Consider the following 24,601-nt stretch of genomic DNA (forward strand, 5'->3'; position numbering starts at 1 on the left):
CATGCTTCTCGAATATCATCAGTGAGCTTTTTCCCTTCAGATATCCCATGAATGATGATACTGAGATTTTTGGAGGAATCGCTACTAGCATATGTACATGATCTGGCATCATGTGACCTTCTAAGATCTCCACTCCCTTGTATTTACATAAACGCTTGAAGATTTCAATCAAGTCTTTTCTCACTTGATTATAAATCTCTTTCCGTCTATACTTCGGGGTGAACACAATGTGGTATTTGCACATCCACTTCGTGTGAGCTAGACTATAGTTCTTGTTTGCCATCTAAGACCATTCCTTTCATTGAGCCTGAACATCTCAATTTTATCGGGATGGTCTTGTTGGTCAAACCCTCGATCCCTCCACCCGCATAGCGGGTGGTTTTTTGTTTCGTGCGTTTCACGCACTCAACGGGCTAAAGCCCATAACGAAACAGGCTTCCTTCCCCTGTATCAGGGACGGAAGCCCGCTTCGGCTGTATCTATCGTATCGCTTCATTCTCGGCTTAGTCGCTGCACGTCACCGGATCTTCCGGGGTCGCCGCCTCGACTTCAATCTTCTCGGCCACCGTATCCCGAATGACGGACATGACCAGTTGCAGCAAGTAGTTCACATCGGTCTGGCTCTGCTGGAATTCCACGACGAGCGGAATATTGTCGAGCTCCTGTTGCAGCTCTTCGATTTCCTTCTCGATTTTCTCCACCATCGCCTGATTCTGGAACGACTCGAAGGCGACAATTTCCTTCTGCTTCTTCTTCATGGCCGAGATAAGCTCCTGCACCCGTTCATGCTTCTGGACGAGCTTCTCCGCCTTTTGGTAATGAATGACTTCATCCGTCGTGCAAATCATCTCGGCGAGCTGCTTCGCCTTCGCCATAATATCGTCGCGGACCAGCAGATCACGCGTATTATAGGAAGGCATGCTGCTGCATGGTGAAGCCTTGGACGAATCATGTAAATGTTGCGTCAATGCGAACCTCTCCCATCTGGATTATCGTATTGTTGCAAAATAAGGTGCAGGGCTTGCGTGTCATCCCGCGTCAGGCCTCCGCGCCGGATCATGCCGAAGTTCACGCCGCTAGGAGCTGATTTGCACCGGCTCCGGCACCATTTCGCCCTTGATATAGTAGGACAGGGCATCGTCGATGCGCACGTGAACGAAGCGGCCGATCAGCTCTTCCGAACCTGGAAAATGAACCAGCTTGTTCGTGCGCGTGCGGCCGGACAAAATGTTGGCGTTGTTTTTGCTTACGCCTTCCACCAGCACCTCGACGGTCGTGCCGATCAGCTTCTCATTGCTCTTGCGACTCAGTTCCGTCATCAGCTCGTTCAGACGGTGGAGACGCGCTTTCTTCACCTCGAGTGGAACATTATCTTCCATCTGAGCGGCAGGCGTGCCCTCGCGCGGCGAGTAAATAAAGGTAAAGGCGGAATCGAACCCGACCTCCTTCACCAAGGTCATCGTCTCCTCGAACTGCTCGTCAGTCTCGCCCGGGAACCCGACGATAATGTCCGTCGTCAGCACGACATCCGGAATCGCTTGCTTAATCTTGCCGGCCAGCTCGAGGAAGCGGGCGCGATCATACTTCCGGCTCATCTTTTTCAATATCTCGCTGCTGCCCGATTGCACCGGCAGATGGATATGCTCCACCAGATTGCCGCGCTTCGCGAGCACTTCCACGAGCCGATCATCGAAATCGCGCGGATGAGATGTCGTGAAACGGACGCGAGGAATATCGATTTTGCGGATATCATCCATCAGATCGCCGAACGTATAGTGCCGGTCCGTGAAATCTTTGCCGTAGGCGTTGACATTTTGCCCGAGCAGCGTAATCTCTTTGAAGCCTTGCCGCGCCAGCTCGCGCACTTCCGCGATGACATCCTCCGGAAGGCGGCTCCGCTCCTTGCCTCTCGTATATGGCACGATGCAATAGGTGCAGAACTTGTCGCAGCCATACATGATATTCACCCAGGCGCGCATCCCTTCCCGCTTCTTCGGCAGGTTCTCGATGATGTCGCCTTCCTTCGACCATACTTCGATGACCATCTCTTTATTGAACAGAGCATCGCGGACCAAATAAGGCAGTCGGTGAATATTATGCGTCCCGAAGACGAGGTCGACGAACGGATGCTTCTGCATAATTCGGTTGACCACCGTTTCTTCCTGGGACATGCAGCCGCATACCCCAAGCAGCAGACCTGGCCGCTCGAGCTTAAGCGTCTTCAGATGGCCAAGCTCGCCGAACACCTTATCCTCGGCATTTTCCCGGATCGCACATGTATTGAGAAGAATGATGTCCGCCATCTGGCGATCTTCCGTCTTCCGGTACCCCATCTGTTCGAGCAGCCCGCTCATCGTCTCGGAGTCATGCTCGTTCATCTGGCAGCCGAACGTATAGATGAGATAATGCTTGCCTGTACCTAACTGCTGCAGTTCTGCGGGAACCGCCTCTTCATAATGGACAACGATGTCCTGCTTCCCCCGCTGCTTCTCTGCTCGATGATTAGGCTCCGAAATAATGTTGATTTCGCGACCATTGATACGAATGCGCTTACCGTGTTCATCCTCCGAAATCACTTTTGCGTTCGAGAAATCAAAATATTTGGAGTAATCCTTCGACTCTTTGCTCATGATGTCGGTCACTCCTTCATATCGTAATGTCATAGGTTTGCGGTGAATGATTGATGCCTATTCCAAAAAAAGCATTACAACAAATTATAGCATTATTCCGCGTGCGGAGCCAAGCCAAGAAAAACCGCTGCCCTCGTCGCGGACAGCCGAACGCACTTACGCGCAAAGGAGTGCCTCTGCCCTTCCTAACAATCGGCACCCGAAAAAGGAACACAGCAAAAATGCAGCCGCCCTAACGAGCAGCTGCATTCGACGTTCCCGCTTCTATTAATCAACGATTTCAGCCGTGTCTCCATTCTTCACGCCGGCTGCATTCGCTTCATCCGTATCAATATGCATGTCCAAGGCAAAATTGTCATGGACGCGCGCAATCACATTTTCAAAGATAACGCCGCGCTCTCCGCCGACGCGAACCCGAAGCTTAGCTTTGTCCTGAATGCCCCACTTCTCGGCATCTGAAGTATGGAAGTGAATATGGCGTGCCGCCACAATAACCCCTTGCTTCAGTTCCACTTCACCTGCAGGCCCTTTAATTTGAATGCCTGGTGTGCCTTCGATATTGCCCGATTCCCGGACTGGCGGGTTGACTCCGAGCGTAAACGCGTCTGTACGCGACACTTCCAATTGGGAAGCCGGACGCGCAGGGCCCAAAATGCGGACCTTCTTGAACGAACCTTTCGGACCGATAACTTCAACCGTCTCATTGGCCGCGAATTGCCCCGGCTGGGACAGCGGCTTGAACTCGGTCAGTTGATAGCCTGCTCCGAACAGAGTCTCAATATCTTGCTGTGTTAAATGAATATGACGTCCTGACACGCCGACGGGTACAGTTTTCATTTCTCATCCACCTCACGTTGTTGTGATCTCTCTATCTTGTACCACTCCATATTATACTCCCGCCCGCGCAAAAAGTCGACTTTTCGCCCTGACCGCCTTTTCCCTTTTTGCATTTCCAACAGCATGGGCCTACGCGGCCCTTTTGTTCAATATCCCATACCGTCAGGCGCTCACCTGGCCTTTTGCTCATTATCCCATCCTATCAGGCGGACCCCGACTTTTGTTCAATATCCCATCCTGTCAGCGGGTTCGAATTAATGTGGGTGATATTTGTCTGGTCGTAAGGTAGCTACTATGGCTACTTTCCTGCGCCTATGGGATAGCGAGCATAAGAACGCAGACAGCGGACTGACATTTCCTTCACAACCTCGACATTGAAATTTCACTTGTATGATGACTTTCCTGCCCCTATGGGATAGTGAGTATAACAGCGTTGACGAAGGAGGTGTCGATTTGCTGCAGCAGGGATGGCGGGTCTTATTTTCTCATATCAATAAAATAAGGCACGCGCCACGCGACGCATGCCTTAATGGGATTGGTTATTTGAATTCCGATACCAATTGGTCAAATTGCTCAGGCGTGATCCGCAAATCTTGATGTGCGAGCGGCTCTTCCCGGAAGCCCGGGACAAGATTCTCGTAGGAGCGGCGAGAAGTATCCTGATAGATCAGTCCCGTTATCATACCGCCGGTCTCCATCAGCTTCGTCATCGCCATCACGCGGTTCGACGGGTCATAGTTCTCGACGGTGTCAAGATTAATGATATGCTCCTTGAACCAGTCGTACGTGTTGATTTTGTTGAACGTGACGCACGGGCTGAACACGTTGATAAGGGAAAATCCTTCATGCTGTATGCCGGCTTCGATCAGCGCGGTCAACTGCTTCAGATCGCTCGAGAACGACTGCGCGACGAATGTCGCTCCGGACGCGAGCGCAATCTCCAGCGGCGACAAGGTCGATTCAATCGCGCCTTCCGGCGTGCTCTTCGTCTTGAAGCCGACGGCGCTGCGCGGAGAGGTCTGCCCCTTCGTCAAGCCGTAAATCTGGTTGTCCATCACGATGTACGTAATATTGACGTTCCGGCGAATGGCGTGGACCGTATGCCCCATCCCGATCGCGAAGCCGTCGCCGTCTCCCCCGGAGGCGATAACGGTCAGATCCCGGTTCGCCAGCTTCAGCCCCTGCGCAATCGGCAAGGCGCGTCCATGGATGCCGTGGAAACCGTACGCGTTAATGTAACCGGAGATTCTGCCCGAGCAGCCAATTCCGGATACGACCGCCAACTGTTCCGGCTCAAGTCCGACATTGGCCGCCGCCCGTTGAATGGCCGCCTGTATCGAGAAATCACCGCAGCCCGGGCACCAGTTCGGCTTCACATTGTTGCGGAATTCTTTAAACGTAGCCATTCTTAGACCAGCTCCTTGCTATGATTGTACAATTCGGACGGCAGGAACGGAGTGCCGTCGTATTTGTTGACGCGGCGCAGCTTCTCTCGGCAGCCGACATGCAGCTGAATCTGATCCGCCAATTGTCCGGTAGCGTTGTTCTCGATGACAACCACTTGACGGGCCCGTTCCGCATGCGGCTTGAACAGCTCCGTCGGGAACGGGTGAATCTGCCGCACGGTGACATGGTTCGTCTTAATTCCTTCCGCTTCCAGTCTGCGGCGCGCTTCGTCTATCGTTCCGCCGATGGAGCCCATGCCGACGAACAGCAGATCCGGCTCCTCGTGCGGCGTATCTGCATGAATCGCATTCGTTATTTGCAGGCCCTTGATCTTCCGCAGCCGCTTATCCATCATCTTCTTTCGGTTCGCCGCGCTCTCGGACGGACGCCCAATCTCATCGTGCTCTACGCCGGTCACATGATGCAGACCGCCCTTCTCCCCAGGGATAACGCGCGGGGAGATGCCGTCCTCCGTCCATTCATAGCGCTTGAATTGGCCGTGTTGCTCCAGAGGCGGCAGATCCGATGTCAGCTTGCCGCGATCGATGACGATGCGTTCGTAATCGAGCAGTTCGCACGACTGCTTGCCCAGCGAAAGCTGCAGATCGGTCATGACGATGACCGGGCATTGGTATTTCTCCGCGAGGTTAAATGCCTCGATCGTATCGTAGAAGCACTCTTCGATGGAGCTCGGCGCCATGACGATCTTAGGGATCTCGCCATGGGTGCCGTAGACCATCGCATTCAGATCGCTCTGCTCCTGCTTCGTCGGCAGGCCGGTGCTCGGACCTCCGCGCTGCGTATTGACGATAACGATTGGAGTTTCCGTCATTCCGGCCAGCCCAATCGCTTCCGCCTTGAGCGACAACCCCGGACCCGCGGATGCGGTCATTGCCCGGACTCCGCCGTAGTTGGCCCCGATGGCCAACGTAACTGCGGCAATCTCGTCTTCGGTCTGAATGACCGTTCCGCCGAACTTCGGAAGCCGCTTGATTAAGTACTCCATAATCTCCGATGCCGGCGTAATCGGGTAAGCCGCCATCAAGCGGCAGCCTGCGGCGATTGCCCCCAAGCCAATCGCATCGTTCCCGATCATGAAGAGCTTCTGCTTCCCGTCCGCCGGTTCAAGCTGGAACTCCGTCAGCGGGCCGCCGGCCTGCTCAAGGATGAATTCCGCCCCGCGGCGGGAGGCCTCGACGTTCTTTTCGACGACTGCCGGCCCTTTGCGCCCAAATTCCTCTTCCAACGCCTTATTGAACACGTCCAGCGGCAATCCAAGCAAGGCCCAGGACGCCCCGGAAGCAACCATGTTTTTCATCAAAGATGCGCCCAGTTCGTCCGCGATAGCGGTGAACGGAACAGCAAATAGCCGTGCATCGATTCCTTCCGGCACGACTGGCGCGAATTTCGCATCGGCAACGATAACGCCTCCCGGCCGCAATTCTTTCGCGTTCAGATCGATCGTCTCTTGATCGAAAGCGACGAGAATGTCCAGGTCGTCCGATATCGCACGGATTGGCACGGTGCTGATGCGTATTTTGTTATTCGTATGTCCACCCTTGATTCGGGAAGAAAAGTGACGATAGCCGTATAGATAATAGCCTAGACGATTCAAAGCCGTTGAGAAAATACGATCTGTACTTTCTACACCCTCTCCTTGTTGACCCCCGATTTTCCAAGATAATTGACTAATCAAGCTCGCCCACTCCTTTTGCAAAGTGACTCGCATCCATATTCACTGCCGCGAAATAAATATTTCCGAAAAATATAACAAGTAAAATATTAGAAAATGGTTGAGTCACTCTCATTCTATGTCCGGGTACTTGAAAAAGCAAGCGTTTTCTGCCTCCCCCACGATAGCGAGTTTCGATGGATATGATACGCGGTCGAGATGAATATCCATATTATTGTTCGCGTTCGGGAAGATGGGCCGCGAGAAACGATAATGCATTGGCGGAAGAAATCCGCTCTACGAAATCCGGACTGAATCTTTTATGCAGTTCATTTAATAAGTTCGTATACTGCCCCGCATGCTCCAACTTCTCTACCTTCTTGTCGATGCCGTCGAAGTCTGATCCGAACATCAGATGCCGCTCGCCGCCCAATGCGGCGATATGCTCGATATGGCGGAGCAAATGATCAATGGAAGCCTTGTCCCCTTCATGGATGAAATGCGGCACGAAGGTAACGCCTATTCTTCCGTCCCGCGCGATAATGGCCCGGATCTGCTGGTCCGTCAGGTTGCGCGGATGCTCAAGCACGGCCGCCGCATTGGAATGAGAGGCGAAGATCGGCCGCTCCGTCAGCTCGAGGAGCTCCCAAAATGCCGTCCGGTTCAAATGCGACACATCAATGACAAGTCCCAGGCGATCGCATTCCCGGATTAGGCTTCGGCCCAGCGCAGTAAAGCCGGCTTGCCGCTCCTCCAACGTCCCGTCAACCGCCCAGTTGGCATGATTCCAGGTCAGCCCGATGAAGCGGACACCCAGCTCGTAAGCGGTGCGGAGATACACTAAATCCCCTTCCAGCGCGTCTACGCCTTCCAAAGACAGCAGCGTTCCGATCTGCTCCGGCTGCCGCTGCCACCGCTCGAGATCTTCCCGCCAACGGATGAGACGCATCCCGGGAAGCGTGTTGATGCGCTCGCGCAGCAGATCGATGCTCCGCAGCACCTGAGCAAACTTCGGCGGTCCTGCCAGCGCGGAGTTCTCCAGGAAAACCGCGAACACCTGCATGCCGACTCCCCCTTGCTTCAGGCGCGGCAATGTAACGTCAAAATCGTCTTCCTGCTCGAAGCGGCCTGTGCCGCGATACAGCATCTTATACAATACATCGCAATGAAAATCGATAATACGGGCGTTCATATCGCATCATCCTTTCTGCGTGGCGTGTCCCATCATGGAAAGCAAAAAACCTGCTTACGTCGTAAACAGGCAGAGTAAGGTTCCCCGGTCATTTCCATGTATGCGTTTTTTATCTGGGCTCGACAATTAATTTAATGGCCGTACGGTCTTCGCCGTCAATGACGATATCGGTGAATGCAGGAATGCAAATCAGATCAACCCCGCTTGGTGCGACGAATCCTCGTGCAATCGCAACTGCTTTAATCGCCTGATTCAATGCGCCCGCTCCGATCGCTTGAAGTTCGGCCGCTCCGCGTTCACGCAGCACTCCTGCCAATGCGCCCGCGACGGAATTCGGGTTGGATTTAGCTGACACCTTTAATACTTCCATGGAAAGTACCTCCTCGGGAATGATGGTTGACTCCACTATTACAATCTATTCACAAGCGAGCCAAAAATTCCAATCATCTTCAGTCCCTGTGCAAAGGAGATACGGTGGTCGGACTGTTCCGTTCCTATCCATGCGAAAAGCCGGGCAGCGAACGGGCTGATCTGTTCCTGTTCACGCAATAGCTGGGCGGCGGCATCCATATCGGGACAGTTAGCGAGCTCGCTCCGTACGCCGCCATCGCCAAAGCCGGCGCCGGGTTCCCGCCTGCCCTAGCTCATCATCCACTCGCCTTCGCGAATACGGATTTTATCCAGCTTCGTCGCTTTGCCGGTCGCTTCATCAATGTCAACGACCAGCGCGTGGAACTGCCATTTGCCTTCATCGACGACGAACCTTACCGGAAGCTGTGTCCTGAACTTGCGCAGCACCGCTTCCCGCTCCATGCCAAGCACGCCTTCCCGCGAACCGACCATGCCGACATCGGTCAAATAGGCCGTGCCGTTAGGGAGTATCGTATCGTCATTCGTCTGGACATGCGTATGCGTGCCCACGACCAGCGAAGCGCGGCCGTCGAGATGCCAGCCCATTGCAATCTTCTCCGATGTCGCTTCGGCATGGAAATCGACGAGTATGGCACGCGCCTTTTTTCCGAGACCTTCCAAAATGTCGTCCGCCTTTTGGAAGGGGCAATCAATGGCCGGGAGGAACGTCCGCCCCTGCAAATTGATAATAACAAGCTCCTTGCCGTTCGCTTTGATGACGGTATGCCCTCTGCCGGGCGTTCCTTCCGGGAAGTTGGCGGGACGCACCATCCGCGGCTCCTCGTCAATCCATTCGAAAATATCTTTGTTGTCCCATGTATGGTTCCCCATCGTAAAGCCATGAATGCCCAGATCAAGGAACTCCTTCACGATCGCGGCCGTAACGCCCCGCCCCCCGGCGGCGTTCTCCGCATTGGCGATAATGATATGCGGGTTATATTTCTGCTTCAGCTCCGGCAGCAGCTGCTTCACGGCCTTGCGTCCCGTATTGCCCACAATATCGCCGATAAACAAGACTTTCATGACTGGGTCCTCCTTAAATCAGGAGAAGTGGCCCAGAAGGCCACTTCTCGCGCTTACGCTATAGCTTTTGCTTATTTCGCATATTCTACCGCACGGGTCTCGCGGATTACCGTCACCTTGATATGACCCGGATAGTCCAGCTCGCTCTCGATTTTCTTCGTAATCTCCCGAGCGAGTCGGTACGCTTCCGCATCGTCAATCTTTTCCGGCTGAACCATGACGCGAACTTCGCGTCCAGCCTGGATGGCGTACGATTTCTCCACCCCTTCGAACGACTCGGAAATGTCTTCCAGCTTCTCCAGCCGTTTGATATAGGTTTCGAGCGTCTCACGACGCGCTCCCGGTCTGGCCGCAGACAGCGCATCCGCCGCTGCCACCAGCATTGCGATAACCGATGTCGCTTCGCAATCCCCGTGATGGGATGCAATGCTGTTAATGACTACAGGGTGTTCTTTATACTTTTTCGCCAACTCTACGCCAATCTCGACGTGGGATCCTTCCACCTCGTGATCCAGCGCTTTTCCGATATCATGCAACAGCCCGGCACGGCGTGCCAAGGTTACATCTTCGCCCAGCTCTCCCGCCATCAAGCCGGTGAGATATGCCACTTCCATGGAATGCTTGAGCACATTCTGACCGTAGCTCGTACGGAACTTGAGACGTCCCAGAATCTTAATCAGATCCGGATGCAAGCCATGCACTCCGACCTCGAACGTCGCTTGCTCCCCGTATTCGCGGATGCGCTCGTCGACTTCCTTGCGGGACTTCTCCACCATTTCCTCGATGCGAGCCGGGTGGATACGCCCGTCGGCGACCAGCTTCTCCAAGGCCGTCCGCGCGATTTCCCGCCGTATCGGATCGAATCCGGACAGAATTACCGCTTCCGGCGTATCGTCGATAATCAGATCGATTCCTGTCAGTGTCTCAAGCGCACGGATATTCCGGCCTTCGCGGCCGATAATCCGGCCCTTCATCTCTTCGTTCGGCAATGCCACGACAGAGACCGTCGTCTCTGCTACGTGATCGGCGGCGCAGCGCTGGATAGCAAGCGTAATAATCTCGCGTGAGCGCTTGTCCGCTTCTTCGCGTGCCTGCTGCTCGATATCTTTGATCATCTGCGCGGTCTCGTGCCGTACCTCCTGTTCCGCATTGGACAGGATAATGCTCCGCGCATCTTCCATCGTCAGATTCGAGATCCGTTCCAACTCCGCAACTTGCTGCTGCAGCGTCCGTTCAACCTGCTGCTGGGTCTCTTCGATGCGCTTTTCTTTGGTCGTGATTTGTTCTTCTTTGCGCTCCAGCGACTCCAGCTTTTTATCCAATGACTCTTCTTTTTGCACAACGCGTCTTTCCAGACGCTGAACTTCGTTTCGGCGCTCGCGAATGTCTTTCTCCGCTTCCGTGCGCAGTTTATGGATGTCGTCCTTCGCTTCGAGCACCGTTTCCTTCTTCAGTGCCTCTGCTTCCTTGCGCGCGCTGTCCATAATCTGCTCCGCGGCATGCTCGGCACTCGTTATCTTCGCTTCAGCAAGCGATTTGCGAATCAGGTACCCGATTCCAAACCCCAAGATCAATGCGGCCACAACGAGAGCGAGCGCGAGCCAAATGTTCATCTCCATTGCCTCACCTCCCCGTTGGTTGCTCCAAGCACTGCTTGGGACAGGTTTCATTTGTTCAGTTGTTCACGTGTTTCATTACAAAATTCAGGTTCGTATCATGGACCGACGCATGAGCGCCGGCGAAGTGCACGCGCGGAGGCGTGCGCCGCCCGAAAGCGGCAATCGGAAATCATGATATTGGCGAAATGAATCATGTAGAAATCAATTTCTGGAAGTGGAAACTGATTTCGCGATAATAAAGATACATGTTCATTTTATTATTCATGAAAAGATATTGTCAAGCAAATGACGGCGAAGAGCGATATCTTTGACCGGAGCCGCCCGCTTAGAACTCATCCTCCGCATCGGCTTCCTGCGCCGCCTCCTCGGCAGCGCGGCGGGCCAGGTCCATCGGATAGCCGCGCCGAAGCAGGAAAGCAATCACTTTTTGCTTCCGCATATGCGGCTCGCCCTGCGTCTGGCGCCATTTCTTGGCGGCAGCGCACTGCGCCCCGTCCCGCTCCTCCTCCGGATCAATAGAAGTAAGGGCGGCGGCGATATGCTGCTCCGGCACGCCCTTCTGCTTCAGCTCCTGCTCAATGAAGCGGCGGCCCTTCGCATGCATCGACGTGCGCTCGTATGCCCACTGCTCGGCGTACGCCCGATCGTCTACCAGACGCTCTTCCTCCAGACGCGAGACGGCTTCTCGTACGACTCCTTCTTCATAGCCTTTCTGGCTCAGATGGCGGATGATCTCCATCCTCGTTCTCGGCTTGCGCTGCAGATGGCGCAGCGCCTGCACATAGGCCTTGTTCCCCTCATCGGCCCGCAATATATCGTCAATCGCGTCGATAGCGATGTCCGCTCCCTTCAGAAGACGGTACTTGATCATGACATCCTCATGCACGTTGAGGGACTCGCCGCTGTCAAAATGCAGGACATAGCGCCCCCGCTGGGTTCGATCCTGCTCCACCCGCATGATCGTCACGATGCGTTCCTGCTTGTTCATCCGTCTGCTCCTCCTGTGTGCGACCTCGCCCGCAAAGCCATCATTCGTTGGCTTCGCCGGGATCCGCGCATGATTTCGCGTTACCCGCATCCTTATGTACACGGACATGACAAAACAAGCGCCCTCACAGGAAGGCGCTTGTTCCAGAAACAGGCTTACGATTCCAGTTCCAGCTCCAGAGCATCCTCAGCCTCTTCAGCATCATGCTCGGAATGGTTCCGGACCACCGTCGACAAATTGCTTGCTTCACGAACCTTGTTCTCGATCGTCAGAGCGATCTCCGGATTTTCCTTCAGGAACTGCTTCGCATTCTCACGGCCTTGGCCCAGACGCTCGCCCTCGTATGAATACCAGGCCCCGCTCTTCTGAATAATGTCCATCTCCGTGCCGATATCTACGATGCTTCCTTCGCGGGAGATCCCTTCGCCGTACATAATATCGATGTCTGCCTGCTTGAATGGAGGCGCGACCTTGTTCTTCACGACCTTGATGCGTGTCCGGTTCCCGATCATGTCGTTGCCCTGCTTGATCGTCTCCACCCGCCGGACATCCAGCCGGATCGTGGAGTAGAACTTCAATGCGCGGCCGCCCGGCGTCGTCTCCGGGTTGCCGAACATGACGCCGACCTTCTCGCGAAGCTGGTTGATGAAGATCGCGATCGTCTTGGACTTGCTGATCGCCCCGGACAATTTGCGAAGCGCCTGGGACATGAGGCGGGCCTGCAGACCGACGTGGGAATCCCCCATCTCGCCTTCAATCTCCGCCTTCGGCACGAGAGCCGCGACGGAGTCGATGACGATAATGTCCACCGCGCCGCTGCGCACGAGCGCTTCGGCAATCTCGAGCGCCTGCTCCCCTGTATCCGGCTGGGAGAGAAGCAGCTCGTCAATGTTGACGCCAAGCTTGCTCGCGTATGTAGGATCGAGCGCATGCTCCGCGTCGATGAACGCAGCTTGTCCGCCAACCTTCTGCACTTCAGCAATCGCATGAAGCGCAACCGTCGTCTTACCGGAAGATTCCGGTCCGTATACTTCAATAATCCGTCCTCTTGGCAATCCGCCGATTCCAAGAGCTATATCAAGTGCCAACGATCCGCTCGGCACAATCTCAACCTGCATATGGTTGGACTCGCCAAGTTTCATGATCGAACCTTTACCGAATTGTTTCTCGATTTGGCGCAATGCCATTTCTAATGCAGCGCGGCGATCTGACACATACTCACTTCCTTTGTTCCATTTGATACCTCTATCATACCGTCTTTCGATCCGTTTGCCAAGCTTTTTTTCGAACATACATTCGTTTTTTTCGCAGGCGCATTTATCTTAAAATTCCATAAAAGGATCGATCTTGGGCATCCTCCTCCCCTATACGCAAAAAACCGCAACAAGAGCGGCTTGCGCCTTGCTGCGGTTCTTCCGTCCATTCAATTGTAGCGGCTTCCGCCAACTCAGTCAAGCCTAGCTATGCTGCCGGGCACGGAGCCACAGCCGGTACATGACCGCATTCACGGTTCTCAGACGAATCGTCGAACGGTCTCCTGTCAAGCGAAGCTCCTCGACCTGCGTGTCTCTTCCCTTCTCGGCGATGGCAATATAGACGAGGCCCACCGGCTTCCGTTCGGAATGGCCCGGTCCGGCGACGCCCGTTATCGCGATCGCGAAGTCGGTGTCCGCGATGTCCTGCATTCCTTCCGCCATCGCCTTGGCCGTCTCGGCGCTGACGGCTCCGGGCGCCTGCTCCCCTTCAAGAAGCTCGTGCGGAACGCCGAGGATTCGCTCCTTCATCTCGTTCGAGTACGTGACGGCGCCTCCCTGGAACACCTCCGAGCTTCCCGGCACGGACGTAATCATCTCGGCGAACAATCCGCCGGTGCAGCTCTCGGCCGCCGACAGCGTAAGCTTCCTTTCGCTCATGAGCTGAAGCAGCGCCTCGGGCAGGGAGATATCTTCCGCCGCGAACAAATGGTCTCCGATACGGCTTATAATGGCCGACTCCGTCTCTGCGAGACGCTGCGCCGCCTCCCGTTCATCCGCCGTCTTCGTCGCGAGCCGGATCAGCACTTCCCCTTCCTTCGCATAGGTGGCGATCGTCGTATGCTCCTGCGCCTCAATCAGGTCGCGGAGCATATCCTCCAGCTTCGACTCGCCGATTCCCGCGAATTTGAGCTTCCTGGTATGCAGCACCGACTCATCCAGCAGGCCGCTGCCCTGCAGCCACGGAATCACTTCCTGCTCGAACATCGGCTTCATCTCGCGCGGCGGTCCCGGCAGCAGGATGAAGGCCGTTCCGTCCGCCAGCAGCGCGTTGCCGAGCGCAAGCCCCGTCTCATTCGGCAGAATCGCGGCGCCCTCGATAACCAACGCCTGGCGCTTATTGCTCTCCACCATAGGCGTGCCCCGGCGGGAGAACATTTGCTCCATCTTGAGTACCGCCGCTTCGTCCAGGAAGGTCCCCCGTCCCAACAGCTCGGCCACGATATCCTTCGTAATATCATCCATCGTCGGGCCGAGGCCGCCGGTCAAAATAATGATTCGCGAGCGGGTTCTCGCTGTCTCCAGCACATGGCGAAGCCGGTGCGGATTATCTCCGACCACCGTCTGAAAATAAACATCGATGCCAAGCAGCGCCAATTGCTGCGAAATAAACTGCGCATTCGTGTTTACGATTTCGCCGAGCAGCAGCTCGGTGCCTACAGCAATGATTTCCGCGTTCATCCCATATCATCCCTTTTCAATTCAGCATAAGTGCACATTTGGAAACATACCGTACTCATCCAAGAAAAAATAGGCCTTTTTCCACACTGGTCGAGACGGGAAAAAGCGCCTATTGTCCTGCAGACAGGCTACGAGAAATGAAGCACACTTTTATTTTTGACAAAATAATCAATACCCGAATAGATCGTAATGATCGCAGCGATCCAGGTAGAGATCACGTCGAACGGAATGCCCACCAGAACAAACGGAAAATTGTTCAGCAGCATCGCGACGATAGCGGTAATTTGGGTAGCCGTCTTCCACTTTCCCCACTTGCTCGCGGCCATGACGGTTCCTTCCAGCAGAGCGACCTGGCGAAGCCCCGTGACGGCGAACTCGCGGCTAATGATGACGATCGCGATCAAAGCGTCGCATTTCCCCATCTCGACCAGCGAGATGAGCACGGCGGCCACCAGCAGCTTGTCTGCCAACGGATCAAGCAGCTTGCCCAGATTCGTCACCATTTTGCGCTTGCGGGCGATATACCCGTCCACGCCATCGGTGCTGGCCGCAATAATGAAGATAAGGGCCGCGATGATCTGGTTGTACGTAATATAGAAGTCTTCTATCTGAATCGGCGGCAAATAATCAAAATTCACCAGCAAGAAGAACATCATGATCGGCACAAGAAATATGCGAGTTAACGTGATCTTGTTCGCCAGATTCACAAGATACCCTCCCCGGCCAAATCAAATTCGAGTGCGTGCGTAATTTTGACTTTGGCGATCTCCCCGATGTTAACATTGCAGTTCGAGATGAACACCTCGCCGTCAATCTCCGGCGCATCATACTGCGAACGTCCGATATATACGTCGTTGCGGCCGTCATAACGCTCAACCAGCACGTCCAGCGTGCGGCCGATATGGCGCTCGTTCACGTTCTTCGACACTTCGCGCTGAATTTCCATCAGCGTATTCGCGCGCCATTCCTTCACTTCATCCGGCACATGATCCGGAAGGCGCGTTGCCGCCGTGCCTTCTTCCGGCGAATAAGTGAAGACGCCGAGGCGATCGAATTTCATCTCGCGCACGAAGGAAGCCAAGTTTTCAAAATCTTCGTCCGTCTCCCCCGGAAAACCAACGATAATCGAGGTGCGAAGGGCCACTTCCGGAATCCGCGCCCGGATTTTGCGAACCAGTTCGCGGGAATCGCGCTGGCGGCCTGGCCGGCGCATCCGCTTCAGAATCGTGTCTTCGCTATGCTGCAGCGGCATATCGACATATTTGCAGATCTTCGGATTCATGGCGATCGTGTCGATCAGCTCTTCCGTGAAAAATCCCGGATACGCATAATGCAGGCGAACCCACTCGATGCCAGGCACTTCGCTTACTTTGTTCATTAACTCCGGCAGCTTGAAGCCGTCGTACAGATCGACGCCGTAGTTGGTGGAGTCCTGGGCGATTAGGCTGATCTCCTTCACCCCTTGCTCCGCAAGCTGCTTCGCCTCGGCCAGAATCGATTCCATCGAGCGGCTGCGGAATTTGCCGCGCATAATCGGAATGCTGCAGAAGGTGCAATTGTTATCGCAGCCCTCCGCGATTTTGACATAAGCGGTGTACCGTGGCGTCGCAACTTTGCGAGGCAAGATCTGTTCATAGTTGAATACCGGATTGCCAACGCGGATCGGCTTCTTGCCTTGAAGCGCTTCGGCGACGATATCATTAATTTTGTGGAACTCCCCCGTGCCGACGATGCCGTCGATTTCCGGCATTTCCTCCAACAATTGCTCCTTGTATCGCTGCGTCAGACATCCGGAGACGATGAGCGCCTTCAGGCGGGCGGTCTCCTTCAAGTCTGCCAATTCCAAAATCGTATTGACCGATTCTTCCTTCGCTGCATCGATGAACCCGCAAGTATTGACAATAATGACGGTCGCATCCTCCGCCTTCTCTACCAATTCATGCCCGTACTGATCCATTATTCCGGACATAATCTCGGAGTCCACCAAGTTTTTGTCGCAGCCCAGCGTTACGATTTTGATTTGTTCTGTCATGTATACATCCCCCAACCCATCTGCAGCAGCAATAATAAAAGCCGTATAAAAAGGCTCTTGAATAAGCAATGAAATTGTATGACGGTTCAAGAACGATTATAGATGTTTCGTATCTTTATAACCTATCCATCTATATTTATTCTAGCAATAAGAGACGAAATTTAAACGCCTTTTCTATCTCATCAGTATAATACACGGTTCATTCCTCGTCAAAAAACAGGAGAAGCCCAGCATCTCTCTCCTATAGACAGGGATGATGGGCTTAGCTTTAACGATAATTCGTAAATTGCAAATCCAATGGAATATCGGCCTCTCTCAGCAATTGCATAACGGCCTGCAAATCATCTTTGTTTTTTCCGGTTACCCGAAGCTGTTCGCCCTGAATTTGACTTTTCACCTTCAGCTTGGAATCCCGAATCAAGATGTTGATTTTTTTGGCAATATCCTGATCAATGCCTTGCTTTAGCTGAATGCGTTGACGGACCGTTCCGCCCGAAGCCGGCTCGATTTTTCCATACTGCATGTTTTTGGGAGACAATCCCCGTTTGATCATTTTCGATTGCAAAATATCGAGCACGCTCTTCAGCTTATATTCGTCGTCGGACAAGACAACCATTTCATTTTTGTCCAGCGAGATGTCGCTTTTGCTGCCCTTGAAATCATACCGTCCCCCGATCTCCTTCATCGCCTGCTGGACGGCGTTATTGAGCTCCTGCATATCCATCTTCGATACGATATCAAATGAGTACTCGGCCATGTTCATCTCTCCCTTTCCCTAAAGTGCATGAACAACCTGTTCTTCCGTATGTACAGCACAAAGGCACTCCTCCGCTGGTCTGCATAAAGGAATGCCTGTGCCGTTAACTGCATTTAGTAACGGCTGCGTGAAGGCGCGCGGAACATATCCAGCACGCCAAGCACAATATGTGCCAGCCCGAATCCCAAAATTCCGTAGCCCCATGCGCTCGGAGTCAAGTAATAACCCAACAAGGTCACAATGACACCCAAGCCTGTAACGATCCAACTTACTGCCATGTTCGACACCTCGCTTCCGGAGAGATTAAACGTACGCCGCAACAATTAGTCTCTCCCGATCAGGTGCGATTATGCCATCGATGGTTCAGCCATGGGCGTTATCGCGCTTGACTTCCAACAGACTTCGCTTCCAAGCCGGTTACGATGTCTTTACTGGCCTCCGGAAGCGCCGCCGCCCTCTGCGGCGAGCTGCTCCGCCTCTTCATAGGAGACGACCTTGACGATGACATTGGTTGGGCTATTGGCGGAATTACCGTCATCCAACGCCTGGCCAAAGACCGTAATGGACGTATTGTCCGTTCTTCCGGATCGGAAATACAATCCCGCTTCCGGGATTTCGAAGGTCTGCTTGAAATCGGCGTCAACGGTGTTCTCGAACAATATCTTGCCTTGACCGCTGCCTTCCCGCACCGAGATCCAGCTCCGGCCCGTAGCGGCAATCTCGGCTTCCACCTTGCCGCCTTCCGGCGAGGCGACGGCATATTCGTATCCGTTCGCCGATGTGCGCGCCACGATAGGCTCCTTCTCCGGTTCAACCGGCGGCACCGTCGTCTCCGGCTCCTTGGTTCCGCCGCCGCTGCCCGGGTACGGAGTCTGGGAGCCGCCTCCCGGCGTTGTCTGCCCCGGAGTGCCGCTTATAATTCCCGAATTGTCAGAAGTCTGATTATCCGGCGTCTTGTTGTTCACCACATAAAAATAAACAATCACAATGATCAGGGCCAAAAACGACCACATGAGAATGGTCGTCGCCCAACGCCCGAATTTATCCGAATGAACGGCCCGGCGCTTCTTCCGAATCATCGGCTCCACCGTGGTCTCCACTTCCGGAGCGGGAATATCATTGCGATAAAATTGCAGGAGCTCATCCGGATTCAAGCCCACCGTCTCTGCGTACGTCTTGATGAAGGCGCGTACGTAGAACGAGCCCGGCAGCACTTTATAATCCCCTTCTTCTATCGCTTCCAGATAACGCTTGCGGATCTTGGTCGCTTCTTGAACGTCATCCAGCGTGAGGCCCTTCTCAAGCCTGGCCTTTTTTAACAACTGCCCCAATTCCGACACATTTTCACCTCCTGCGCAAAATCTCTCTCCGGTTGGTGCTTTCATCCTATTTAAAAATCATAATAATTCGCCGTAAAAGATTCATATGTAATCTCTTCGTCCGGGCTGTTCCGGAGTTCAATGATATAATCGAAGAAATCATAATCGTAGCGGGTTTCCTTCACGAATATATCCGGGTGCTCGATAACCTTCGTCGACGGCATCCCGAGTATTTCCTGCAGCAAGGCCGCGTGGCGTTCGTTGGACCGAATGGTGCTCACGATGCCGTCTATAATGAAGATATTGTTGACATTCATCTCGTCCTCGGACATCTGGCTCCGCACCGTCTGGCGCAGAAGCGTCGAGGAGACGAAGGACCAGCGCTTCATGGAGCAGACGCTTCCCGCAATGATGGACTCTGTCTTGCCTACCCGCGGCATGCCGCGAACGCCAATCACCTGATGGCCGTCACGCTTGAATATTTCGCCAAGGAAGTCAACGAGCAGGCCAAGTTCGTCCCGGGTAAAGCGGAACGTCTTCCGATCGTCCGAATCGCGTTCGATGTAGCGGCCGTGGCGCACGGCCAAAATATCGACCAGCCGAGGCTGCCGCAGCGCGGACACCGTGATGTTGTCTACTTTTTTCAACATCTTGCCCATCACTTCGATCTTCTCGTCGTCATCAGTCTGAAGGAGCATGCCTCTGGTCTTATCTTCTACCCCGTTAATGGTCAAAATGTTGACCTCCAGCATCCCTAGCAGCGATGCGATGTCTCCGAGCAATCCCGGGCGGTTCTTATGTATTTTATATTCCATATACCACTGTTTGTACTCCATGACGCACCTCGTCCGCGGTTACAGTTCCGCCGTTTTCATTCTACAATACTCGGCACGCAAATTCCACCTGGCTTCACCGAACAAATAAGAAAAAGCGGTCACAAATTACCGCTGGGCGGACATATCCATTATAGCAGATTGTCAGCTTATATGACATGTATTCCCGATCATATTTTTTTGAGATGAAAAGAAAGAAAGCTCTTTACAGAACTTCCTTCCTTTATTCAACAGTGCTTTTTAACTATGGCGTTCCGCCAATTTGACCATCAAGCTCGCCAGCACCTTCCGCTCCTGCTCGGTCCCGACTTCCCACAATTCCTTCAACGCCCGGTTTTCCTGACTTTGCGGGTCGACCTTTTCCTCCAGGAAAGAACCGATTTCATAGGCCAGGTTAGAGATGGTGTCTTCACTCATTCCCAGTCCTTTTGCCTGCTTGACGCGCTCGCCGAGAAACTTTTTCCACGTGTCGAAATTTTTCAATACAGATGACATGAGAACGCCTCCTTGTGGCTAATTAAAATAATGCGTCAACAGTCGTAATATGGTCCTCCGGAGCATGAATTATGCATGGAGCTAGCTGGCTTCGTGGCAGTTTACGTTTGCCAGCCCCCGTTCGGGCTGATGATTTGCCCGGTAATGTAGCCGGATTCCGGCAGAGCCAGAAAATAAACGAGCGAGGCAATTTCACCCGGCGTCCCTAACCGGCCAGCAGGAATATCTTCCTCCAGAGCGCTCCGTTCCGACGTGTCCAAATGCTTCATCATATCGGTATCCACGGCCCCGGGAGCGACGGCGTTCACGGTGACTCCGGACGGAGCCAGCTCCTTGGCCAATGATTTCGTGAAGGCATTGACGCCTCCTTTGGCCGTCGAATACATCACTTCGCATGAAGCGCCGGTAATTCCCCAAACCGAGGAAACGTTGATGATGCGTCCGTACTTTTGCGAAATCATATGCGGGGCGAAACGCTGGGTGCAGAGGAACATTCCCTTCAGATTGATATTCATGCAATCGTCCCATTCCTCCTCCGTCACATCGGTGAACAGACCGTAGTAGGCCGTCCCTGCATTGTTCACCAAGATGTCGGGCGTAAAGCCCAGCTCGTCCAGCTTGGATTTCATGCGGTCGATCTGTTCGGCCGAACGAAGATCGGCGCGAATCGTAACCGCCTCTCCGCCGTAGGCAAGACAGGTTCTCGCGACTTCGTTGGCGGCTTCATGCGAGTTCAAGTAATGGATGATAACCTTCATTCCGACGGAGGCGAACCTGTGCGCAATCGCGGCGCCGATGCCGCGGCTTGCTCCGGTGATGAGCACCGAGGTGTCTGCCAATGCTTTCATCTGTCATGCACTCCTTTGTTCCCGCCGACCGGCAATCAGAACAGAAGGCGCGCCCGCCAGGCACGCCTTCCTCCTTCACCTTCGAAGAGCAACGCCTTTCGAAGTGTATTCATGCTTCAATCCGGCTTCTCGACGATCGAGATCGCCAGACGGTTCCAATCGAAATGATCCTGCAGCCGTTGGTGAATCTGTTCCAGTGTCAGCGATTCGTATACGGAAAGTATATCAAATAAATCCGCATCCCGGAACTTAAACTTCGTGAATTCATTCGCAATGGTCTCTGGCGAATTGAGCATGCGCAAGTAGGCGCCGATTGCTTTGCTGCGGATGCGCTCGAAGGAAGCCGGCTCAACCCCCGTCATCTTCGCATCGTCCACCAGTTCGCGGACCCGCTCCACGAGACGATCCGGATCCTTCGTCTCGCCTCCCATTATCGAGAAGGCGTAATCCGGGCTGCAGTTGAACTCGCTTCCGAAGGAGTCCGTCGTCAGCCCTTCCTCGTATAAAATCTGGTTTATGGCCGAGCTGGAGCCGAGGAGCAGATCCATCATGATGCGCGTCGCGATTTCATATTCCAGCAGCGCGCGACCATTCAAGCCGGGCTTCGGCTCCTTGCATCCGAAGTAGCAGCGCGGCAGCGAAACCGGCAGCTTCGTTACTTTACGGGGCTCGCGCACCGTCTCCGGCTCGATGTCAAAAATACGTTCGATCCTGCCCTGCGGCTCGAAGGATTTGCGGGCCTGGTTCTCGCGTATTAAGGCCATCATCCGCTCCGGATCGACGCCGCCGACGATAAAGAGCAGCATATTGGTCGGGTGGTAAAACGTATGGTAGCATGTATAGAGCGTTTCTTTCGTTATGGTGCCGATGGATTCTACCGTGCCGGCGATATCGATGTGGACGGGATGAACCTGATACATCGCTTCTATGAGCCCGAAGTAGACGCGCCAGGTTGGATTATCGCGGTACATATTGATTTCCTGGGCGATAATTCCCTTTTCCTTCTCCACATTTTCATCGGTAAAATAAGGACGCTGCACGAAATCGACGAGCGTTTCCACATTTTTCTCTATATCGCTGGTGGAAGAGAATAAATAGACGGTGCGATCGAATGTCGTGAACGCATTGGCCGAAGCTCCCTGCTCCGCAAAGGTGGCGAAGATGTCGCCTTCGGGCTCTTCGAACATTTTATGCTCCAGGAAATGGGCAATTCCGTCAGGAACCTTGACGGCATCCTGTCCTTCTACCCGAAAGTGATTGTCGATCGAGCCGTACTTGGTTGAAAAGGACGCGTACGTCTTCTGGAAGCCGGGCTTCGGCAGCACATAGACGTCCAGCCCATTGTCCATCCGCTCGTAATAGAGCGTTTCTTGTAGTTGGGAATAACGGCGTTGTTCCATGCCTTATACCTCCTCCCGGTTGCGCAAGAAATAAATCGTGTCGACATGAAACGTCTCGGCGGCGGCTTGGATGGCTGAGACCTCCATCTGCTCCGTAGCGGCGATCAATTGCGATGTCGTCCGCTCCTTGCCGGACAGCACGCGGTTGAAATCGAACCCGATCATTTCGAAGGCCGAATCCCCGATTTCCCGCAGTTGATTGGCGATCATCGCCTTCGTCTGCTGCAGCTCCTTATCGTCGATGCGCCCCACCTTCAATGCTTCGATCTGCTCCAGAATGATCTGCTTCGCTTTCTCATAGTTCTGGAATTCAATTCCCGACTGGATGGCGCATATCCCTTTATGCCCATCCAGCCGCGACGATGCGTAGTAGGCAAGACTGTTCTTTTCTCTGACATTAATGAACAGCTTCGAATGCGGGTATCCGCCAAGCACGCCGTTGAACAGCAGGGCGGCAGGGTACGCGTCGTCGGCGTAGGTTATCGTGGAGCGCAGCCCGAGATTCAGCTTGCCCTGGGTCACTTCCAGCCTCTCAACGACCGTGTTCGGTTCTCCCGTGCGCGGCACCGGAATCGAACGGGCGTAAGGCGTCTCCCCTACGCGGTTGATGCGGAAGGATTCCTCGACCAGCCGTTCGACCTCCTCAAGGCTCGTATCCCCGATCACGTACACATCGATCGCCGAATGCTCCAGCCATTGCCGGTAATGCCGGTAGAGCGAACCGGAATCGATGCCCTCAAGCTCCCGCCGGTTGCCCAGTGCATGGAGACGGTACGGCTCCTCCTTGCACATTTCTTCGATGCAGCGCTCCGCGGCGTAACGGATTTTGTCATTGACGATCGCTTCAATCCGCTGCGTCAGCGTTTCTTTTTCTTCCTTCACATATTTCGGGCGGAAGACGCCGTCCTGGGTCACCGGCGCTGTGATGCATCCTCCCAGAAATTCAAATGCCTTCTCCAGCAAGGAATCAGCCGATTGCACAAAAGCGTCGTTGATGACATCCATGCGGAACAGCACAATTTGATAATCTCCGCGCTTATAGATATCGAAGCCGAATCCGGCCCCATACAGTTCATCCAATCTCTCGCGGAACCGGATCGTCTCCGGGTACGCTTCCGTTCCCCGCCGCAGCACGAATGGCGTCAGCGCGAGCGGCGTAACCGTGTCTTCCTGCAGCGGCGCGCCCATGTAGACGGCGATCGCATAGGTCTTGAACCGCTTCGTCGGCATGACGTGAATGCGAATCCCATTGACCGTTCCTCGTTCGAACGTCGGTTGCTTCTCCATGTACTTACCCCTTTTCTTCCGTGTACGATGCACGGCTGATGTCATGCATGTTATATTCGCTACGTACCCGAAGTATACCTGTTTTACATGAGCATGTCCTATCATAATTAGCCGGCGACGGCGGGACAAGCAGAAACGCCTTCGTTCCCCCAAGGAAGGAAAGCGTTTCTGAGCGAATAACCAGCCAAGCAGAGCCAGGATCCCGTACTGCTTATATTTGAACAAAAGAAGCAAACGGCCAATCAGACCATTGCTTCTTCGTCATGGATTACATACAGAAGATATGTTTTCCAATCGTCTTCACCTGCGGCCGTGTCCAGATCCATTTGGACGTCGCGGTCTCCGGATTGAAGTAGTATAAACACCCTCCGGACGGATCCCAGCCGTTGATCGCATCCTGAACCGCCTGACGCGCCCGCTCATTCGGCTCAAGCCAGATCTGTCCATCCGCTACGGCGGTGAAGGCTCCCGGTTGGAAAATGACGCCGGATGCGGTATTCGGGAAGCTAGGGGACTTGACCCGGTTCAAAATAACCGCGGCAACCGCCACTTGGCCTTCATACGGCTCCCCCCGGGCTTCACCGTAAACCGCATTGGCCATCAGCTTCAGATCGTTCTCTGACAATCCCAGCGCATTCGAACCGCTAATATTGCTCGGTTTGCCGCCGGCGGGCTTGCCTCCCCCTGCTGCGCCGCTCGGCGCCGTCTCCGGCTTCCAGTTCTTCGTCGCCTTGACCAGCATGTTTCTCGTTTTTGATCCAACAACGCCGTCCACCGGCATGCCGAATTCCGATTGGAACCATTTGACGGAGTCCTGAGTCTTGCTGCCGAAGATGCCATCAACCTTGCCGTAATAAAAGCCGAGAAATTTCAGGCGGCCCTGAAGCTCACTTACGTCTTGCCCCTGGTGACCATACGTTAGCGTCGCGCCGCTGAAGGTGGCCGCGTTTTCCGTCATATGCTTGTATTGGTAAGCGCCGAACAGAACGAATACCATACACATCGTAATCCAAATCATGTGTTTTCTCATGGCCTAACGTCTACCTCTCTCTTGTGAATTTGACAGGATTGGCAACTTTATTATGAGAAAACCAAGCA

General features: G+C 54.0%; 24 protein-coding genes. All 24 read right to left on the minus strand.

The features are described from left to right. The coding region (tnpA, locus tag ABD76_RS11680) for an IS200/IS605 family transposase (RefSeq protein WP_197256799.1) at positions 1 to 283 on the minus strand (283 nt) is incomplete at its 3' end. A 220-nt stretch (positions 284 to 503) separates the two neighbouring features. Beyond that, entirely contained in the window at positions 504 to 920 is a 417-nt protein-coding gene (locus ABD76_RS11685; RefSeq protein ID WP_197257206.1) for a YlbF/YmcA family competence regulator, read from the minus strand. 156 nt (positions 921 to 1,076) lie between these two features. Beyond that, positions 1,077 to 2,630 carry a tRNA (N6-isopentenyl adenosine(37)-C2)-methylthiotransferase MiaB gene (gene miaB, locus ABD76_RS11690; protein WP_197257048.1) on the minus strand — a complete coding sequence of 518 codons (1,554 nt, stop codon included), beginning with the start codon at positions 2,628 to 2,630 and terminating at the stop codon, positions 1,077 to 1,079. A 267-nt stretch (positions 2,631 to 2,897) separates the two neighbouring features. Further along, the gene (locus ABD76_RS11695; RefSeq protein WP_197257050.1) at positions 2,898 to 3,467 is read right to left on the minus strand and encodes a phosphate propanoyltransferase; all 570 of its coding nucleotides are present in this window, start codon (positions 3,465 to 3,467) and stop codon (positions 2,898 to 2,900) included. Positions 3,468 to 4,006: 539 nt separating this feature from the next. Further along, positions 4,007 to 4,873 carry a 2-oxoacid:ferredoxin oxidoreductase subunit beta gene (locus ABD76_RS11700; RefSeq protein ID WP_197257055.1) on the minus strand — a complete coding sequence of 289 codons (867 nt, stop codon included), beginning with the start codon at positions 4,871 to 4,873 and terminating at the stop codon, positions 4,007 to 4,009. Between the two features lie 2 nt (positions 4,874 to 4,875). Continuing rightward, on the minus strand, positions 4,876 to 6,609 hold the full coding sequence (locus ABD76_RS11705; RefSeq protein ID WP_197257057.1) for a 2-oxoacid:acceptor oxidoreductase subunit alpha: 1,734 nt from the start codon (positions 6,607 to 6,609) through the stop codon (positions 4,876 to 4,878). A 208-nt stretch (positions 6,610 to 6,817) separates the two neighbouring features. Next, positions 6,818 to 7,777, minus strand: a complete 960-nt coding sequence (locus tag ABD76_RS11710) for a dipeptidase (RefSeq protein ID WP_197257059.1) — start codon at positions 7,775 to 7,777, stop codon at positions 6,818 to 6,820. Positions 7,778 to 7,886: 109 nt separating this feature from the next. Beyond that, positions 7,887 to 8,147, minus strand: coding sequence for a stage V sporulation protein S (locus ABD76_RS11715; protein WP_006286829.1), 261 nt, complete (start codon positions 8,145 to 8,147; stop codon positions 7,887 to 7,889). Between the two features lie 269 nt (positions 8,148 to 8,416). Further along, positions 8,417 to 9,211, minus strand: a complete 795-nt coding sequence (locus ABD76_RS11720; RefSeq protein ID WP_197257061.1) for a TIGR00282 family metallophosphoesterase — start codon at positions 9,209 to 9,211, stop codon at positions 8,417 to 8,419. 71 nt (positions 9,212 to 9,282) lie between these two features. Continuing rightward, positions 9,283 to 10,830, minus strand: coding sequence for a ribonuclease Y (gene rny, locus ABD76_RS11725; protein ID WP_197257063.1), 1,548 nt, complete (start codon positions 10,828 to 10,830; stop codon positions 9,283 to 9,285). A 325-nt stretch (positions 10,831 to 11,155) separates the two neighbouring features. After that, positions 11,156 to 11,818 (minus strand): regulatory protein RecX, encoded by a 663-nt coding sequence (locus tag ABD76_RS11730; protein WP_197257066.1) that lies wholly within the window; start codon positions 11,816 to 11,818, stop codon positions 11,156 to 11,158. Between the two features lie 155 nt (positions 11,819 to 11,973). Next, complete coding sequence (gene recA / locus ABD76_RS11735) at positions 11,974 to 13,032, minus strand: recombinase RecA (protein ID WP_197257068.1); 1,059 nt, start codon at positions 13,030 to 13,032, stop codon at positions 11,974 to 11,976. Positions 13,033 to 13,275: 243 nt separating this feature from the next. Next, a complete protein-coding gene (locus ABD76_RS11740; RefSeq protein ID WP_197257070.1) occupies positions 13,276 to 14,532 on the minus strand; it encodes a competence/damage-inducible protein A in 1,257 nt (418 codons plus the stop codon). A 128-nt stretch (positions 14,533 to 14,660) separates the two neighbouring features. Then, positions 14,661 to 15,239 (minus strand): CDP-diacylglycerol--glycerol-3-phosphate 3-phosphatidyltransferase, encoded by a 579-nt coding sequence (gene pgsA / locus ABD76_RS11745; protein WP_168181034.1) that lies wholly within the window; start codon positions 15,237 to 15,239, stop codon positions 14,661 to 14,663. Continuing rightward, complete coding sequence (rimO, locus tag ABD76_RS11750) at positions 15,236 to 16,564, minus strand: 30S ribosomal protein S12 methylthiotransferase RimO (RefSeq protein WP_197257072.1); 1,329 nt, start codon at positions 16,562 to 16,564, stop codon at positions 15,236 to 15,238. Before rimO ends, pgsA begins: the two co-directional genes overlap by 4 nt. 268 nt (positions 16,565 to 16,832) lie before the next feature. After that, on the minus strand, positions 16,833 to 17,321 hold the full coding sequence (locus ABD76_RS11755; protein ID WP_197257074.1) for a YajQ family cyclic di-GMP-binding protein: 489 nt from the start codon (positions 17,319 to 17,321) through the stop codon (positions 16,833 to 16,835). A 113-nt stretch (positions 17,322 to 17,434) separates the two neighbouring features. After that, positions 17,435 to 17,599: a hypothetical protein gene (locus tag ABD76_RS11760; RefSeq protein WP_197257076.1), complete on the minus strand. Its 165-nt coding sequence runs from the start codon at positions 17,597 to 17,599 to the stop codon at positions 17,435 to 17,437. Between the two features lie 150 nt (positions 17,600 to 17,749). Next, positions 17,750 to 18,661, minus strand: coding sequence for a RodZ domain-containing protein (locus ABD76_RS11765; protein WP_197257077.1), 912 nt, complete (start codon positions 18,659 to 18,661; stop codon positions 17,750 to 17,752). 50 nt (positions 18,662 to 18,711) lie between these two features. Further along, complete coding sequence (locus ABD76_RS11770) at positions 18,712 to 19,476, minus strand: DUF3388 domain-containing protein (RefSeq protein WP_197257079.1); 765 nt, start codon at positions 19,474 to 19,476, stop codon at positions 18,712 to 18,714. Between the two features lie 237 nt (positions 19,477 to 19,713). Beyond that, on the minus strand, positions 19,714 to 19,968 hold the full coding sequence (locus ABD76_RS11775; protein ID WP_197257081.1) for a DUF3243 domain-containing protein: 255 nt from the start codon (positions 19,966 to 19,968) through the stop codon (positions 19,714 to 19,716). Between the two features lie 101 nt (positions 19,969 to 20,069). Next, positions 20,070 to 20,816, minus strand: coding sequence for an elongation factor P 5-aminopentanone reductase (gene ymfI / locus ABD76_RS11780; RefSeq protein WP_197257083.1), 747 nt, complete (start codon positions 20,814 to 20,816; stop codon positions 20,070 to 20,072). Between the two features lie 116 nt (positions 20,817 to 20,932). Continuing rightward, a complete protein-coding gene (gene yfmH / locus ABD76_RS11785) occupies positions 20,933 to 22,216 on the minus strand; it encodes an EF-P 5-aminopentanol modification-associated protein YfmH (RefSeq protein ID WP_197257085.1) in 1,284 nt (427 codons plus the stop codon). Between the two features lie 3 nt (positions 22,217 to 22,219). Beyond that, positions 22,220 to 23,503, minus strand: a complete 1,284-nt coding sequence (yfmF, locus tag ABD76_RS11790; protein WP_197257087.1) for an EF-P 5-aminopentanol modification-associated protein YfmF — start codon at positions 23,501 to 23,503, stop codon at positions 22,220 to 22,222. 268 nt (positions 23,504 to 23,771) lie between these two features. Further along, entirely contained in the window at positions 23,772 to 24,533 is a 762-nt protein-coding gene (gene sleB, locus ABD76_RS11795; RefSeq protein WP_242069526.1) for a spore cortex-lytic enzyme, read from the minus strand. Positions 24,534 to 24,601 lie beyond the last annotated feature (68 nt).

The organism is Paenibacillus dendritiformis, from assembly GCF_015845845.1.
Classification (GTDB): domain Bacteria; phylum Bacillota; class Bacilli; order Paenibacillales; family Paenibacillaceae; genus Paenibacillus_B; species Paenibacillus_B dendritiformis_C.